Origin of the sequence: Pseudomonas sp. S07E 245 (genome assembly GCF_019599025.1) — a bacterium.
Classification (GTDB): Bacteria; Pseudomonadota; Gammaproteobacteria; order Pseudomonadales; family Pseudomonadaceae; genus Aquipseudomonas; species Aquipseudomonas shirazensis.
In genome coordinates, this window is the sequence record NZ_CP080625.1 from 787,857 (window position 1) to 805,100 (window position 17,244).

Here is a 17,244-nt window from a genome sequence, read left to right on the forward strand (position 1 = left end):
CACCGCTTCGGCGCTTGATCGCGATTGAGTAATACGAGTTGTGGATACTCGTGAACCGCATTTGCATGCGGTCCCGAGCATTCCGATTCAATTGTGACGAAGATGTGCAGCCTAGAAGTCGACCGTCAACCCCGCATACAACGCTCGCCCATCACCAGGCGAGTGCAGTGAGTCTTTAGCCCCATCCGGGTCATACCAGGCATATTCGTAATAACGGTCGGTGAGGTTCTTGAGCTGCAGGTCAACGCTCAACGTCTCGGTGAACGTATAAGTCGCTCCGATATTCATCAACACATAACCGCCATAAGTACCTTGAGTGTTTTCCCGCTCAAGATAGTAGTTGGTCTGCCCATTCATCCACGCAGTCAACTGCAACGCTTGCGTCGCCTGGTAACTGATACCGGTATTCCACAAATGATGCGGAACATGGTCAATTTCCTTGCCTTTACTCTGTGGCAAGGCGCTACTCGGCTCGAGGATTTTCGAGTATTGCCATGAATACGAAGCCCACACTTCGGTACGTTCGTCCGGGTGCAGGTTGACCTGCAGGTCGTAACCCCAGCGGCGGGTTTCACCGACGTTGTCGGACTCCCCGCTGGGGTCGTTGAGGCGGCGGCTGACTTCGCCGGTGGCGTCCTGGCGCCAGTAGGCAACGCGGCCATCAACCCAGCTGGCGGGGGTGAACTTTATGCCGGTTTCCCAGCCTTCGTTGATCGACGGTTGCAGGTCTTCATTGCGCGGCGGCACCTTGTAGGCTGCAGCGCCGCTGCCGACCTGGAACGTGCGGCCCCAGTTGGCGTAGACGCTGGCATACTGCCAGGGCGAATAGACCACACTGAGCTTGGGTTGCTTGATCAGCCCGTAGTCGTTGATGTCGGAGGTTTGCCCGGTGAGTTGGTTGGTGAAGTCGCCGCTGATCTTGTCGACGCGATAGGCCGGCACGATCTTCAGCGACTCGATCGGTTCGATCTCGGCCTGTACGTAAGCGCCGACCGTGTTGAAATCGAAGGCCTGGTCGCGGGTCTGTGCCTGGCGTACGCGCTGGACGGTGCGATAGCGCTCGCTGCGGTTGTCCTGCTTCTGCACGTCGCTGCCGCCTTCCAGGGCAAAGCCGTGCAGCCAATCTACTTCTGGCCGCCAGGTCAGCGAGGTGAGGGCGCCGTACTGGGTTTCATAGGCATCACGCTCTTGCTGCGCGCTGGTGCGCCAGTACTGGGTCCAGCGCCGATCATCGAAGGTATTCAGGTAGGTCTTGGCCGACCAGGCGAGGGTCTCGGCCAGGTCGGTGTCGAAGTGCACGCTGAGCTGGTTCATGCGCCGGGTGCCTTTGTCGCTGGCGTTGAAGTCGTTGCTCATGCGCGGGTGCTGGCGGGCATCGGCTTCGCTCAAGTAACCCGCTTCCTGTGCGTCGGCTTCGTAATGGCGGGCGCTAAGGCCGAGACGGTAGCTGCCGTCGTCGGGGGTATAGAACCACTTGCCGCTGAAGCTGTAGCGCTCGGTATCTGCATGCTCGCGATAGCCGTCGACCTGCTGGCGGGCGAAGAAGTAGTTCTGCGTCCAGTTGCTGGTTTCGATGCCCTTGGCCAGTTGCACTTCACGGGTGTTGAAGCTGCCGTAGCGCAGGCGTGCCTTGTTGTAGTTGCCGCCACTGCGGGTATTGATATTGACGTTGCCGGCGATGTTGTTGAGGCCATAGCGCGGATCGCTGGTACCGCGCACGACCTCGACGCTGTCGATGTCCAGCGGGAACACCGAGTCGATGAAGGGCATGTTGCCGTCATTGGTATTACTCGGGATGCCGTCGATCAGCAGCTTTACGGCGTTGACTTCGCCTTCCCCATTGAAGCCGCGAAACGACAACTTGCCCGAGGTGGTGCCTTGGTTGAAGCCGGTGAGCATCACGCCCGGTGCACGGTTGAACAGCTCCCAGCTGTAGGCAACGGGCATCTTCTCGAGAATGTCGCCGCCAAGAATATCTACTGAACTGAGCACACTGCTGGTCGCCAGCGGCCCGCTACCGGTGCCGGAGACGGTAACGGCGCCGAGGGTCAGGGTGGAATTGTCGGCAGGCACAGCCTGAGCAATGGCTTGGGACAGTGGGCAGAGCGTGGCGGCACAGGTAATGGCAAGCACGGGCACGACGCTACGTGCAGTACGAAGGTACGCAGGCATGAATAAAGGTTCCTGACAGAAAAGCCGGAGACGACCGTGCTGCGCAGTTCGCGCGCACGATCATTTGCTTGGCGACGATTCAGGTCAGCGGCGGGGCGCGTGGGGTGAGGTTCGGCCACTGCTGGCGCGGCAGCGGCAACTCCGGGCGCTGGCCGAGCAACAGGGCGTCTGGCCAGAAGCGCGGCAACAGGTGTTTGAAGTAGGCGCCTGGCAGCGCCGCTTGGCCGGTATGGCCACAGCAGCAATCACCGGCCTGGGGCTTGATCTCGCCGTGCCCGGAGAAGTCTGGCAACTCCAGCTTGAGTTGCGCCAGCACCGATTTGGGCAAACTCTGCCCGCCATGCAGGCTGCAGAAGCTGCCGAAGATCAGCGATTCATCCAGTGCGGGCTCACGCAGGGCACGGTCGAGCGGCATCGCCAGCAGGTTGAACAACACTGCGCAACAGGTGAGTAGCAGGAGGTAAGGGTGCAGGCGTGACCGCATCGGCGTTACCAGAAAAGTAGGCGCGCATTAAGCCGCATTTGGCTGGGCCTGTAAAAGTGTCTTGATGCGCTATGTTGTCACGGGTGAGCGCGATTGGTGCCGGCTGCTCCAGGCAAAGCCAGGCGTCGAGCGCTCGACACAGGCGACCACTGCGCAGACAATCACGCCTGCCGGCATCGGCTGTGCCCTGCAAACGCCAGGTGCCCAAAGCGGCCGTCAACCACGCCTCTCGCAAGGTTTCGCTAGCTCGACAGCTGCGAACAGGCTAAGCGCCAGCCGTTGAGTTGAGCAAATGCTCAACGCTGGCCCTAAGCTGCTCGATGGTGAACGGTTTGGCCAGCAACTGCGACTGATCCTGCCGCTCAGGGCTGCCGTTCGCGGTATCGACGCAGCCTGAGATGAACAGCACCTTGAGTGTTGGCCGTACTGCCCAGGCGGCTTCGGCGATTTTGTGACCACTGCTGCCGCCGGGCAAGATCAGGTCAGTAACGATCAGCTTCAGATCAGGCAACTCGGCGATACGCTGCACGACCTGATCAGCGCTGGGCATTTCAGCCACTTCAAAACCTGCCTCGTGAAGCGTTTCGGCAACCAGCTCACGAATAGCGGCTTCGTCGTCGATAACTATTGCCGATCCGCGGCTGCTGCCAGGCGTTGCTTGCAGCAGGTCTGCCTGCTGCGTTTGCGCTACAGGGGCGCTGCCTTGGTAGACCGGCAGGAACAGGCACACCGCGGTGCCTTTGCCCAGCTCTGACTCAATACGAACAGCCCCGCCGGCCTGGCGTGCGAAGTCCTCGACCATCGACAGCCCCAGCCCGGTCCCGGAGCCCAGCGGTTTGGTGGTGAAAAACGGCTCCAGCGCGCGCTCGACAATGCTCGCCGGCATGCCCATACCGGTGTCCGCCACGCAGATCCGTACATAGTCACCCGCTTGCACATGCAGAGTGCCCGGGTCGGTCACCGCCAGCGTACTGACCTCGATTCGCAGCCTGCCGCCTTGAGGCATTGCGTCACGCGCGTTGATGCACAGGTTGAGCAGGGCGTTCTCGAGTTGGTGGGCATCGCAGTGGCACAGCGTGGGTGCGCCAGGGGCGAGCAGTTCGATGTTGATCAGCGGCGTCAGCGTGCGTGCAATCAACTCTTCCATGTTCTTTATCAACACCGCCGGATCGACGCTAGCTGCAACCAAAGGCTGTTTTCTGGCATACGCCAGCAGCCGATGGGTCAGTGAACTGGCTCGTTGCGTGGCGTTTCGGGCGAGGGTGACATAGCGCTCGATCCCTGCCAGGCGGCCTTGGGCGATGCGTTGTTCGATCATGTCCTGGCTGCCGCTGATGATCGTCAACAGGTTGTTGAAGTCATGGGCTAAGCCTCCGGTCAGTTGCCCCAGCGACTCCATTTTCTGACTCTGCTGCAGCTGCGAACGGACTTGATCGAAGGCCAGCTGGCGCTCGCGGTACAATGTGACATCGCGGGCCACGGCAAAAAACCGACCCTGGCGGCCGGTGATACGCCAGTTCAGCAGCAGAGGCTGGCCGTTGTTGCGTACGCTTTGCGTGTCGAGCTCGGCAATCTGCCGATCATGCAGGTTACGCACGGAGTCGGATAATTGCGCAGGCGAAATATAGCTGTAGAACGCGCCATCTTTGAGCTGCTGCTCGGTCCAGCCGGTCTCGGCCTGCCAGGCCGGGTTCATCGCCAGCACTTCACCCTGTGCCGACAAGGTGCAGATCAGGTCGGGTGATAGTTTCCAGATGTCATCGCGCTCATCGGTACGCCGCTCGACTTCGTCCTCAAGGTTTTGATTGAGCCGGTCCAGTGCCCTGATGCTGCGCCGAAACAGCGCGCACACCACTGCCATTGCCAACGTCACCAGGCCAAAACTCAGGCTGTTGATCCAGTCGGTCCAGTCGGCGCCAAAGCCGACCGGCCCGATGAAGAAATATTGTGCCGTCAGCACCGCCATGATGCATCCCAGTACCGCTGGCCCCGCGCCGAACCAGAAGCCGATGAACATCAGCCCCGGAATGAAGAACAGGTAGGGCAAGGCTGTAGCGGGCAGTTGCGCTCGCGCGAAAGCGCACGCCACGACCACCACTACGGTGCCCAGATAGCGCAATGCAGGCGAGAGCTGCTTGCGCTCCAGGCGCAGCATGGCAGCGGCGGTCAATCTAGGCAAACGGGTCAAAAAACACTCCGAACAGTGGTAGCCAGGCATGCAGGTACAGGGCGTATATAGCGCTAAAGCACTGCTTTAGGCGCCTTCCCGGACTGATAGGCTAGTTACGCCTGGTCGTCCAATAGTTTTTTTTACGGTCGGCCGTTGCGAGGTTTGATTGTCCTCGCGCGCTCGGGCTGACTAAGCTGGCAATGTGCCTCATAGGTAAGTCTTTTGGATAGTGCTACAGGAGTTACGGTGGGTAATTCGTCAATTATGCACGATGAGCGGTTGCGTCTGGCCGAGGTCGATCGGCTGACGTCCGACCTGGTCAGTGGCTCGGACCCGGTGCTGAACAGTGTCGTGGCGATGCTCTGTGCCCATTTTCAAGTGCCTACCGCGCTGGTCAGCATCATCGACCGCAACTATCAAGTGTTCAAGGCGCGGGTAGGCATGGTCGCCGAGCGCACGCCCAGAGAGATGTCGTTCTGCGCCCTTGAACTTGAGCAGGATACTGTACTGGAAATCTGCGACGCCTTGACCGATGCGCGCACTGTCGATAACCCGCTGGTGCAGGGTGACCCCTACATTCGCTACTACGCTGGCGCACCGCTGGTGATCAAGCCAGGACTGAACCTGGGGCGGCTGTGCATCATCGACCAGGCGGCACGTCCGTCGTTGTCCGAGCGCGACCAGGCGCTGTTGCGCAGCGCGGCGCAGATTGTTGTATCGCGGTTGCAGTCGATCCATGATCAATATTTCTACGACAGTATGACCGGCTTGCCCAACCGGCGCCGTTTCGAAGCCGACTTCGCCGACTGCGCCAGCGTCGCTGGCCAGGTCGCAGTGTTCATCGAGCCTATTTCAGCAGCCGGCATGGACCGCCTGGTGAAGGCACTGGGCATCGAGTTTTTCGCAAGCTTCATGCTGGCCGTGAAAGAGGCCTTGCTGGCAGCCCTGCCGCCGGGGTCGCGCCTGTACCGCCCGAGCACGCTGGGTTTTCTGACCCTGATCGAATGCAATGACGTGGCCTCATCGCCGGCCAGGCTTGACGCTATCGTTGCGGCGCTGAGTGGGCCGTTGCACAGCGGCAATGTGCCGGTGTTCGCCGATGTCGGCATGAGCGTGCTCGAGCCGGATGCAGACACCGATGCATCGCTGGATACCCTGCGTTTGATGGCGAGCATGACCGATGCGGCGCGCCGCAGCGAGCGACGCTGGCTGGTCTATGACCCGCTGGTCGATACCAGCCAGCGCCGCAGTACGGCCTTGCTCATCGCTCTGGAACCGGCGCTGGTAGCTGCCGACCAACTTCGTCTGGTCTATCAGCCAAGGGTTGATCTCAACAGCAAACGCTGCGTGGCAGTAGAAGCGCTGTTGCGCTGGAAGCATCCGACCATGGGCGAAATCAGCCCGGCTGAATTCATCCCATTGGCTGAAACCACTGCTTCGATTCGCGGCATCACCCGGTGGGTGATCTGGCATGTCTGTCAGCAAATGCGCAGGTGGCGGGCGCAGGGGCTGCAGATGACCGTGTCGCTGAACATCTCCGCGCTGGATCTCGCCGATGGGCACCTGTTCGAGTACCTGAGCCGTACGCTCGGCGAGTTCGGCGTGGACCCGCGGCGCATCGAGCTTGAGTTTACCGAAAGCGCTCTGGTCACTGACTTCGACCAGGTGCAGCAACAGCTTCAGCGTTTTCGCACACTCGGGGTGGCGATTGGCATCGATGACTTCGGCAGCGGCTACAGCAACTGGGTCTACCTGCGCATCATCCCGGCCACCAGCGTCAAGCTTGATCGCTCGCTGCTGGCCAACCTGCAGCCGGGCAACAACGATTGGCACATCATTCGCGGGCTGGTCAGCCTGCTGCGCGACCTGCGCCTGACGGTGGTGGCCGAAGGTATCGAGACCGACCTGCACCACCATCTGTTGAGTGGCTGGGGCTGTGAGCAGGGCCAGGGCTATTTTTACGCGAAGCCGATGCCGCCCGCAGAACTTGAAACCTGGCTGCAGAAGGACTGCTGCGTGCCGATGACCTGACAAGGACGATGTTCAATCTCACAGCTGCACCTGCAAGATCTTCGACAACCCCCTGCCATTTCGGCCGCGTCGCTAACCACCGAGAACACCATGTTCAACTCAAAGCTAAAAAACCAGCTACAGCGACTGCAGGACGAAATAGACGCGCTGCAGCGCGCGCAGGCCGCAAGAACTCACGAGATGCTGGAAATAACGGTTGATCGGAACCTGCTGATCACCGCGGTCAATCGCAACTTTGCTCGATGGGTTGGGCGTGAACAGTCGCAATTGCTTGGGCAATCACTGGCTAGCATCGCGCCCAGCTATGTCAAAGAGTTGCCATGCTTCAAGGATTTTCAGCAGGCCATGAGCACTGGCACCGGGGTCAGCGACGAGTATCGCTATATCACCGCCGACGGCAGGATGGTCTGGATGAGAGCGGCCTGGTGCCCGGTCAAGTCAGCAGCGGGTGCAGTCACCCATATGTCGGCCTACGGCACCGATGTCACCGCGAGCATCGATAAAGCGCGTGAAAACGACGAGTTCATCAAGGCGCTGTACCGCTCGACCGCGGTCATCGAGTTTGAGCTGGACGGTACTATCGTTGCTGCCAACGACAACTTCTTGAGGACGGTGAACTATTCGCTGGCAGAGATCGTGGGCAAACATCACCGTATTTTCTGTGACCCCAACTATGTCAATTCGCCTGCCTACGAGCAGCTATGGCGTAGCCTCAACGAGGGGCAGTTCGTCGCCGAGCGCTTCCTGCGCTTTGACAAGTCAGGGCGCGAGCTCTGGCTGGAAGCATCCTACAACCCGGTGCGCGACACCCGTGGCCAGCTCTACAAGATCGTCAAATTCGCGGTCGATATCAGCGAGCAGGTCAAGCATGAGCAGGAAGTCAGCGCGGCCGCCGGGATTGCCTATGACGTTTCTCGCAAAACCGATGACTCGGCGAGAAGGGGGGCGGTCGCCGTAAAGGATACCGTCGAGACGATGAACCGTATCGTCTCGCAGGTCTCCACGGCCTCCGCCGGGGTCGAGGCGCTGGGGCAGCAGTCGCAGTTGATCACATCGATTGTTTCCACCATCGGCGGCATTGCCCAGCAGACCAACCTGCTCGCCCTCAACGCGGCTATCGAAGCCGCGCGCGCAGGCGAGCAAGGTCGGGGCTTTGCCGTGGTGGCCGATGAGGTGAGGAAGCTGGCCGGCCGCACCAGTGCCGCCACTCAGGAAATCGTAGAAGTGGTGCAGAAGAACAACACTCTTGTAGAGGCCGCAGTGGTCAGCATGGGTGAAAGCACGCATCAGGCTGAAATCGGCTTGGCGCTGGCCAGCCAGGCCGGCCATGTCATCACTGAAATTCAGTCGGGTGCGCAGGAAGTGGTAACAGCGGTCGGCCGATTCTCATCGCAGATTGCCGGTCAGTCACACCCGTGAAAGTGTGACCGGTAGCGCCGGCACGCCATCAGGCAGCCGGCTCGACCTCCAGAAACGCCGCTTCCAGCAGCTGCCGGGTGTAGGGATGCTGCGGCGCATGGAAGATTTCCCGCGCGTCACCTTGTTCCACCACCTGCCCCTGTTTGATCACCATCAGCTGATGACTCAGCGCTTTGACCACCGCTAGGTCGTGACTGATGAACAGGTAGGTCAGGTTGTATTTGAGCTGCAACGAACGCAACAGCTCCACTACCTGCCGCTGCACGGTGCGGTCAAGCGCCGAGGTTGGCTCGTCGAGCAGAATCAACGCCGGTTTGAGCACCAGCGCGCGAGCGATGGCGATGCGCTGACGCTGGCCCCCGGAGAACTCATGGGGATAGCGGTGGCGGGTGGCCGGATCGAGGCCTACTTCCTGCAGCGCGGCAATGATCGCCGCCTCTTGCTCTTGGGCGGTGCCGATGCGATGAATGCGCAGGCCTTCGCCGACGATATCGGCGACACTCATGCGCGGGCTGAGGCTGCCGAACGGGTCCTGAAACACCACCTGCATTTCTCGCCGCAGCGGCCGTACCTCCTGCTGGTTCATGCCCTGCAGGTTTTGCCCGTGAAAACGGATGTCGCCCTGGCTCGAGATCAGCCGCAGGATCGCCAGGCCCAAGGTCGATTTGCCCGAGCCGCTTTCGCCAACGATGCCCAGGGTCTGCCCTTGGGGCAGGCTGAAATTGATCCCGTCGACTGCCTTGACGTGGTCTACCGTACGCCGCAGCAGGCCTTTCTTGATCGGGAACCAGACGCGCAGATCATCCACCTCCAGCAGCGGCGCCCCAAGCGGGTTGGCCGCAGGCTGGCCGCTGGGTTCGGCGTTGATCAACATCTGCGTATAGGGATGCTGCGGGGCGGTGAACAGCGTCGTGCACTCGGCCTGCTCGACGATCTTGCCTTGCTGCATCACGCAAACACGGTGGGCGATGCGCCTTACCAGGTTGAGGTCATGGCTGATCAGCAGCAGGGCCATGCCCAGTCGTGCCTGCAGCTCTTTGAGCAGATCAAGAATCTTCAGCTGTACGGTGACGTCGAGCGCAGTGGTCGGTTCATCGGCGATCAGCAGTTCCGGCTCGTTGGCCAGGGCCATGGCAATCATCACCCGCTGGCGCTGGCCGCCGGACAACTCATGCGGCAGCGCCTTGAGGCGCTTGTGCGGTTCAGGGATGCCGACCAGGCCGAGCAGTTCCAAGGTGCGCGCCGTCGCCTGCTTGCCGGTTAAACCCTTGTGCAGGAGCAGGATCTCGTTGATCTGCTTCTCGATACAGTGCAGCGGGTTGAGCGAGGTCATCGGCTCCTGGAAGATCATTGCGATGCGGTTGCCACGGATGCGCTGCATTGGCTTTTCGCCAAGCTTGAGCATGTCCTTGCCGCCATACTCGATGCTGCCACTGGGGTGGCGCGCAAGTGGGTAGGGCAACAGGCGCAGGATCGAGTGGGCAGTGACCGACTTGCCCGAGCCGCTTTCGCCGACCAAGGCCAGTGTCTCGCCCTTGCGGATGTCGAAACTGATGCCATCGACCACGCGGTTGACCTGGTCACCGCTGAGGAACTCGACCGCAAGATCACGGACTTCGATCAGGTTAGGTTCGCTCATGTCATTTCCTCGGGTCGAAGGCGTCGCGGGCGGATTCGCCGATAAACACCAGCAGGCTGAGCATCACGGCCAGCACGGCGAAGGCACTGATGCCCAGCCATGGTGCCTGCAGGTTGGATTTGCCCTGGGCAACCAGCTCACCCAACGACGGTGAACCGGCGGGCAGGCCAAAGCCGAGGAAGTCCAGCGCGGTCAGGGTACCGATGGCGCCGGTGAGGATGAACGGCATGAAGGTCATGGTCGAGATCATTGCGTTGGGCAGAATGTGCCGGTACATGATCGCGCCGTTGCGCATGCCCAGGGCGCGCGCCGCGCGCACATACTCCAGGTTACGCCCACGCAGGAATTCGGCGCGGACTACATCGACCAGGCTCATCCACGAGAACAGCAACATGATCCCCAGCAGCCACCAGAAGTTGGGCTGGACGAAACTGGCCAGAATGATCAGCAGGTACAGCACCGGCAAGCCTGACCATATCTCCAGGAAGCGCTGGCCGGCAAGGTCGACCCAGCCACCATAAAAGCCCTGCAGAGCCCCGGCAATGACGCCGATGATCGAGCTGAGGATGGTCAGGGTCAGGGCAAACAATACCGAAACGCGGAAGCCGTAGATCACCCGCGCCATGACATCGCGGCCCTGGTCATCGGTGCCCAGCCAGTTGTCCGCCGAGGGCGGCGCGGGCGCCGGTACCTTCAAGTCGTAGTTGATGCTCTGGTAGCTGAACGGGATCGGCGCCCACAGCACAAAACTGTCTTTCTTCTCCAGAAGATCGCGGATGTAAGGGCTCTTGTAGTTGGCTTCGAGCGGGAATTCACCGCCAAAGGTGGTCTCGGGGTAGCGCTTGAACGCCGGGAAGTACCACTCGCCGTCGTAGCGCACGGCAATCGGTTTGTCGTTGGCGATCAGCTCGGCGCCAAGGCTCAGGCCGAACAGGATCAGGAACAGCCACAGCGACCACCAGCCTCGGCGGTTGGCCTTGAAGCGCTCGAAGCGCCGTCGATTGAGCGGGGACAGGGCCATTGGTCAATTCTCCCGGCTGGCGAAGTCGATGCGCGGATCGACCAGGGTGTAGGTCAGGTCGCCGATCAGTTTCACCACCAGCCCGAGCAGGGTGAAGATGAACAGGGTGCCGAAGACCACCGGGTAATCGCGGTTGATCGCCGCTTCGAAACTCATCAGGCCAAGGCCGTCGAGTGAGAAGATCACCTCGATCAGCAACGAGCCGGTGAAGAAGATGCCGATGAATGCCGAAGGGAAGCCGGCGATCACCAGCAGCATGGCGTTACGGAACACATGCCCGTAGAGCACCCGCTGCCGGCTCAGGCCTTTGGCTTTGGCGGTGACCACATACTGCTTGTTGATCTCATCGAGGAAGCTGTTTTTGGTCAGTAGGGTCATGGTGGCGAAGTTGCCGATCACCAGTGCAGTGATCGGCAGCACCAGGTGCCAGAAGTAATCGAGGATCTTGCCAGTGGTGGACAGCTCGTCGAAGTTGTTCGAGGTCAGCCCGCGTAACGGGAACCAGTCGAAGTAACTGCCGCCGGCGAACAGCACGATCAGCAGAATGGCGAACAGAAACGCCGGGATGGCATAGCCGACCACGATCGCCGAGCTGGTCCAGACATCGAAGTGGCTGCCGTGGCGCACCGCCTTGGCGATCCCCAGCGGGATCGACACCAGGTACATGATCAGCGTGCTCCACAGCCCGAGCGAGATCGACACCGGCATCTTTTCGGCAATCAGGTCGATGACCTTGGCATCACGGAAGAAGCTGTCGCCGAAGTCGAGCTGGGCATAGTTCTTGACCATGATCCACAAACGCTCCGGGGCGGACTTGTCGAAGCCATACATGTGTTCGATTTCAGCGATCAGCACCGGGTCCAGGCCCTGTGCGCCGCGGTAGTTGGAGCCGGCCACCGAGACTTCGGCGCCGCCGCCGGCGATGCGGCTGGTCGCGCCGTCAAAGCCTTCGAGTTTGGCGATCATCTGCTCGACCGGGCCGCCGGGCGCGGCCTGGACGATGATGAAGTTGATCACCAGGATGCCGAACAGGGTCGGGATGATCAGCAGCAAGCGCCGCAGGATATAGGCGAGCATGTCAGTTGGCCTCGCTCGGCGTGGTCTCTGGCGCAGGCTGCGTGGTCACGGCCGGTTTCACATCAGGCTTGATCCACCAGGTGTCGATGCCGACATCGTACTTGGGCGAGACCTTGGGGTGGCCGATGTGGTTCCAGTAGGCCACCCGCCAGGTCTTGATGTGCCAGTTGGGGATCACGTAGTAGCCCCACTGCAACACGCGGTCGAGGGCGCGGGCGTGGTTGATCAGGCTCTGACGTGAGTCGGCGTTGATCAGTTGCTCGACCAGTTGGTCAATGGCCGGGTCGCGCAGGCCGATGAAGTTGCGGCTACCGGGGTTGTCGGCGGCGCCCGAAGTCCAGAACTCGCGCTGTTCGTTACCCGGCGAGCTGGACTGGGGGAAGCCGCTGACGATCATGTCGAAGTCGCGCGAACGCAGACGGTTGATGTACTGCGGCACCTCGACCCGGCGCAGGGTCAGCTCGATGCCGAGGTCTGCCAGGTTGCGTTTGAACGGCAACAGCACGCGTTCAAACTCCGTCTGTGCGAGCAGAAACTCGATCACCACCGGCTTGCCCTGGGCGTCGACCATCTTGTCGTCGACGATTTTCCAGCCCGCTTCCTGCAGAAACTTGTAGGCCTGACGTTGCTGCTCGCGGATCATGCCGCTGCCGTCGCTGACCGGATTCTTGAACACCTCGGTAAAGGCCTGCTCGGGAATCTTGCCGCGCAGCGGCTCGAGGATCTTCAGTTCATCCGGAGTGGCCGGCTGGTTGGCCGCCATGTCGGAGTTCTCGAAGTAACTGCTGGTGCGGGTGTAGGCACCGTTGAACAGCTGCTTGTTGGTCCACTCGTAGTCGAGCAGCAGGCTCAGCGCCTTGCGCACGCGCACGTCCTGGAACATTGGCTTGCGCAGGTTGAAGACAAAGCCCTGCATACCGGTCGGGTTGCCGTTGGGCAGCTCTTCCTTGATCAGGCGGCCTTCGCGTACGGCGGGCACGTTGTAGGCGTTTGCCCAGTTCTTTGCCGCCATCTCCAGGTTGTAGTCGAACTGGCCGGCCTTGAGCGCTTCAAGGGCAACGGTGCTGTCGCGGTAATAGTCAAAGGTCATGACGTCGAAATTGAACATGCCGCGGTTGATCGGCAGGTCCTTGGCCCAGTAGTCCTTGACCCGCTCGAAACGCACCGAGCGACCGGCCTTGACCTCGGCAACCCGGTAGGGACCGCTGCCCAAAGGAATTTCCAGGTTGCCACGGTTGAATTCGCGGTTTTCGTACCAGTGCTTTGGCAGTACCGGCAGTTGGCCAAGGATCAGCGGCAACTCACGGTTGTTCTTGTGCTTGAACTTGAACAGCACTTTCAGCGGGTCTTCGGCAATGACCTCGGCGACGTCACCGTAGTACACCTTGTACAGCGGGGCGCCTTGGCTGACCAACGTGTTGAAGGTCCAGACCACGTCATCGGCACGCATGGGGTGGCCGTCATGGAAACGTGCTTCCGGGCGCAGGTAGAAGCGCACCCAGCTGTTGTCCGGGGCCTTCTCTATCTTGCCGGCAACCAGGCCGTACTCGGTAAACGGCTCGTCCAGGCTCTGGCGCATCAGCGTGTCGTAGATGCTGCCGACGTTTTCTGCAGCCACGCCTTTGTTGATGAACGGGTTGAGGCTGTCGAAACCGCCGAAGCCGGACTGGCGAAAGGTGCCGCCTTTGGGCGCATCTGGGTTGACGTAGTCGAAGTGTTTGAAGCTGGCCGGATACTTGGGCGGCTCGTCATACAGGGTCAAGGCGTGCTGCGGGGCAGCCAGCACGGGAAGGCTCAGGCAGGCTAGCAGCAGGCTGCCGGCCAGTTGGCGCAGGCGGTGCGGCATCATTTGGCTTTCTCCGAAGTCTTGAGCCACCAGCTGTTCAGGCCCAGGGTGTAGGGCGGCGTGGTGACGAAGGCGAACCGATTGCGGTAGGCCAGGCGATGATTGTCCAGATACCAGTTGGGGATCATGTAGTAATGCCACGACAGCACCCGGTCCAGCGCACGCGCGGCGGCGACCTGGTCATCGCGGGTGCGGGCAGCGAGCAGGGTGTCGAGCAGGTGGTCGACCACCGGATCTTTTACCCCCGCATAGTTCTTGCTGCCCTTGGTCGAAGCCTGGCTGGAATGGAAGTACAGCCATTGCTCGAGGCCTGGGCTGAGGGTCTGGTTCAGGGTCATCAGGATCATGTCGAAATCAAACTGGTCCAGCCGTTGTTTGTACTGGGCGCGGTCTACCGTGCGCAAGCGCGCATCGATGCCAATGCTCGCCAGATTTTCGACATAAGGTTGCAGGATCCGTTCTAGATTGGGGTTCACCAGCAACAACTCCATCTGGAACTGCTTGCCCTTGGCGTCCACCAGGCGTTGGCCGTCCAGCTTCCAGCCGGCTTTGCCCAGCAGGGCAAGGGCCTCGCGCAAGGTCTGGCGGCTGACGCCGCTGCCGTCGGTATGGCTGACCTGGTAGGGCTCGGTGTACAGCTTGGCCGGCAGTTCGTCGCGGAACGGCGCCAGCAGCAGCCACTCCTTGCCGGTCGGCAGGCCGCTGGCAGCAAACTCGCTGTTTGGGTAATAACTGGTCGAGCGCCGATAGGCGCTGCTGAACAGGGCGCGGTTGGTCCACTCGAAATCCAGCATCAAACCCAGCGCCTGGCGTACTTGCGGGTCGCTGAACGTGGCGCGGCGGCTGTTCATGAACAGCCCTTGGGTCTGGGTCGGGATGCGGTGCGGGATCTGCGCCTTGATCACCTCGCCACGGCGCACTGCAGGGAAGTTGTAGCTGTTGGCCCAGTTCTTCGCCTGATGTTCGATGTAGATGTCGAACTCGCCGGCCTTGAACGCTTCGAAGGCGACCGTGGCGTCGCGGTAGAACTCATATTCGACGCGGTTGTAGTTGTACTTGCCGCGATTGACCGCCAGGTCCTTGCCCCAGTAATTCTTGACCCGCTTGAATACCAGGCGCCGCCCCGGCTGCACCTCGGTGATGCGATAGGGCCCGCTGCCCAGCGGTGGCTCGAAGGTGGTGGCCTTGAAGTCGCGCTTCTGCCAGTAATGCTTGGGCAGTACCGGCATCTCACCCAGACGCAGGATCAACAACGGGTTGCCGGCACGCTTGAACACGAAGCGAATGCGCAACGGCCCGAGAATGTCGACTCGCTGCACTTCCTGCAGGTTGGTGCGGTACAGCGGGTGGCCGTCCTTGAGCAGGGTGCGATAGGAGAACGCCACGTCCGCCGAGGTGATCGGCTTGCCGTCGTGAAAGCGTGCCTCTGGGCGCAGGTTGAACACCACCCAGCTGCGGTCTTCGCTGTACTCGACCGAGCGCGCAATCAGGCCGTAGCTTGAGGTTGGCTCATCGCCGGACGGATCGTACATCCCCGTACCGACCATAAGCGTCTCGTTCAGCTCGCTGACACCGTATTGCAGGAAGTTTGGCGTTGTGACCGGGCTCGACCCTTTGAAGGTGTAGGGGTTGAGCGTGTCGAACGTGCCAAATGCCATGGCCCGCAAGGTTCCGCCCTTGGGCGCTTGCGGGTTGACCCAATCGAAGTGGGTGAATGTGGCTGGGTATTTGAGCGTGCCGAACTGCGCGTAACCGTGGCTCTCGCTGACGGTGGCGGCGGCGGGGAAGCTCAAGGCCAGGCTGAAGGACAGCAGGAGGGGACGTATCAAATCGGCATCCGATCCAGAAGGCGTTGGGCTTTGGTCGGGCTACAGTAACAGCTTGGCGGGATTGGAAAAAGAGTGATGCGAGAGGGGGCTGCAAGCGGGGCTGGGTGACAGCCCCGGGAGGATCAATGGCCGAGGTAGACGGTCAGGGTCTGGCCTGGTTTGAGGGCATGCCCGCTGCGCGGATTCCAGCGCTTGAGGTGCTGCATTTCGACGTTGAAACGCTTGGCCACCAGGTACAGTGAATCGCCCTTGCGGACCTTGTACTGAGTCGAGCGCTGCTTGGCCGAAGCAACCCGGTTGGCGGCTGCAGAGGGCGCATTGCCACCGCGCATGGCCAGGACCTGGCCGGCCTTGAGGCGATTGCCGGAGATCTTGTTCCAGCGCTGGATATCCTTGACCGAAACCCGGTTGGCCTTGGCGATGCTGCCCAGGTTGTCACCGCGCTTGACTCGGTAGCTGCGCGTGACCGGTGCGCTGGCTTCGGCGACAGCGGCTTCGAACACGGCCTTGCGTGGTTGCAGGCTGAGCAACTGTTCAGGGTTCAGGTTGGACAGGCTGGCCGAGAGCAACTGCGCCTTGGCAGTCGGCACCAGCAGTTGTTGCGGGCCGTCGACCGTCATGCGCTTCTTGAATGCCGGGTTGAGCTGGATCAGCTCGTCTTCATCGATATCGGCAAAGGCTGCGACCCGCGACAGGTCGAGGCGGTCATTGATGGCGACGGCGGCAAAGTACGGTTCGTTGGCGATCGGGTTGAGGTTGACGCCATACGATTCAGGCGTTGATACCACCTGCGACAGGGCCAGCAGCTTGGGCACGTAGTCGCGGGTTTCCTGCGGCAGCGGCAGGTTCCAGTAATCAGTCGGCAGGCCGAGTTTTTCGTTGCGTTCGATAGCGCGGCTGACGGTGCCTTCACCGGCGTTGTAGGCCGCCAGGGCCAGCAGCCAGTCGCCGTTGAACATGTCGTGCAGACGGCTCAGATAATCCAGTGCAGCGTTGGTCGATGCTGTGACGTCGCGGCGGCCATCGTAGAAGTTGGTCTGGCGCAGATTGAAGTGGCGCCCGGTCGAGGGGATGAACTGCCACATGCCGGCCGCATGGGCACGGGAATACGCCATCGGGTTGTAGGCGCTCTCGATCGCTGGCAGCAGGGCCAGCTCCAGCGGCATGTCACGTTCTTCGAGGCGCTCGACGATGTAATGCAGGTACAGGCTGCCGCGCTCGCCGGCGGTTTCAACGAAACGCGGGTTGCTGGCGAACCACAGGCGCTGTTGCTCGATGCGCGGATTGACGTCGATGGTGTCCTGCAGCGCGAAGCCCTGGCGCATGCGTTCCCAGACATCCTGGGGCGCCTGCTGCTTGGGCTTGGCCATGATCAACGGGGCCGGCTTGTGCTTGATCCGGGCCTGATAGTTGTGCGCGCGAACGCTTTCGGATTCATCTACCTGACGGGTGCTCTGGCAGCCCACCAAAGTGGCAGCCAGGGCCAGCGCACTGATCTGTGCGAGGCGCGTCAAAGCGACGGATTGCGAGGTTCTGCGGCTACTGGAAGGCATCGG

General features: G+C 61.2%; 10 protein-coding genes and 2 pseudogenes. 3 read left to right on the forward strand and 9 right to left on the reverse strand.

The genetic code is table 11. The features are described from left to right. Window positions 1–111: 111 nt before the first annotated feature. The 3 genes from K3F44_RS03615 to K3F44_RS03625 all read right to left on the reverse strand — a co-directional run bounded on the left by K3F44_RS03615 (window position 112) and on the right by K3F44_RS03625 (window position 4,874). Window positions 112–2,172 carry a TonB-dependent receptor gene (locus tag K3F44_RS03615; protein ID WP_150569678.1) on the reverse strand — a complete coding sequence of 687 codons (2,061 nt, stop codon included), beginning with the start codon at window positions 2,170–2,172 and terminating at the stop codon, window positions 112–114. Between the two features lie 79 nt (window positions 2,173–2,251). Next, a complete protein-coding gene (locus K3F44_RS03620) occupies window positions 2,252–2,656 on the reverse strand; it encodes a DUF2946 family protein (protein ID WP_220633353.1) in 405 nt (134 codons plus the stop codon). A gap of 265 nt (window positions 2,657–2,921) precedes the next feature. Next, window positions 2,922–4,874, reverse strand: a complete 1,953-nt coding sequence (locus K3F44_RS03625; protein WP_220633354.1) for an ATP-binding protein — start codon at window positions 4,872–4,874, stop codon at window positions 2,922–2,924. 198 nt (window positions 4,875–5,072) lie between these two features. Here K3F44_RS03625 and K3F44_RS03630 point away from each other — a divergent pair, with 198 nt between their 5' ends. The 3 genes and pseudogenes from K3F44_RS03630 to K3F44_RS25045 all read left to right on the forward strand — a co-directional run. Beyond that, window positions 5,073–6,857, forward strand: a complete 1,785-nt coding sequence (locus tag K3F44_RS03630) for a GGDEF and EAL domain-containing protein (protein ID WP_259407025.1) — start codon at window positions 5,073–5,075, stop codon at window positions 6,855–6,857. Between the two features lie 180 nt (window positions 6,858–7,037). Further along, a pseudogene (locus K3F44_RS25040) lies at window positions 7,038–7,724 on the forward strand (PAS domain-containing protein); the annotation flags it as partial. Between the two features lie 99 nt (window positions 7,725–7,823). Beyond that, window positions 7,824–8,276, forward strand: a pseudogene (locus tag K3F44_RS25045) (methyl-accepting chemotaxis protein); the annotation flags it as partial. 28 nt (window positions 8,277–8,304) lie between these two features. Here K3F44_RS25045 and K3F44_RS03640 read toward each other — a convergent pair. The 6 genes from K3F44_RS03640 to K3F44_RS03665 all read right to left on the reverse strand — a co-directional run bounded on the left by K3F44_RS03640 (window position 8,305) and on the right by K3F44_RS03665 (window position 17,241). Continuing rightward, window positions 8,305–9,915: an ABC transporter ATP-binding protein gene (locus tag K3F44_RS03640; RefSeq protein WP_220633356.1), complete on the reverse strand. Its 1,611-nt coding sequence runs from the start codon at window positions 9,913–9,915 to the stop codon at window positions 8,305–8,307. Window position 9,916: 1 nt separating this feature from the next. Further along, a complete protein-coding gene (locus K3F44_RS03645; protein ID WP_101318217.1) occupies window positions 9,917–10,936 on the reverse strand; it encodes an ABC transporter permease in 1,020 nt (339 codons plus the stop codon). A gap of 3 nt (window positions 10,937–10,939) precedes the next feature. Continuing rightward, window positions 10,940–12,013: a microcin C ABC transporter permease YejB gene (locus K3F44_RS03650; RefSeq protein ID WP_220633357.1), complete on the reverse strand. Its 1,074-nt coding sequence runs from the start codon at window positions 12,011–12,013 to the stop codon at window positions 10,940–10,942. A gap of 1 nt (window position 12,014) precedes the next feature. After that, window positions 12,015–13,862 carry an extracellular solute-binding protein gene (locus K3F44_RS03655; protein WP_220633358.1) on the reverse strand — a complete coding sequence of 616 codons (1,848 nt, stop codon included), beginning with the start codon at window positions 13,860–13,862 and terminating at the stop codon, window positions 12,015–12,017. Further along, window positions 13,859–15,688: an extracellular solute-binding protein gene (locus tag K3F44_RS03660; RefSeq protein WP_101318223.1), complete on the reverse strand. Its 1,830-nt coding sequence runs from the start codon at window positions 15,686–15,688 to the stop codon at window positions 13,859–13,861. Before K3F44_RS03660 ends, K3F44_RS03655 begins: the two co-directional genes overlap by 4 nt. A 122-nt stretch (window positions 15,689–15,810) precedes the next feature. Then, window positions 15,811–17,241, reverse strand: coding sequence for a lytic transglycosylase domain-containing protein (locus tag K3F44_RS03665; RefSeq protein ID WP_220633359.1), 1,431 nt, complete (start codon window positions 17,239–17,241; stop codon window positions 15,811–15,813). Window positions 17,242–17,244 lie beyond the last annotated feature (3 nt).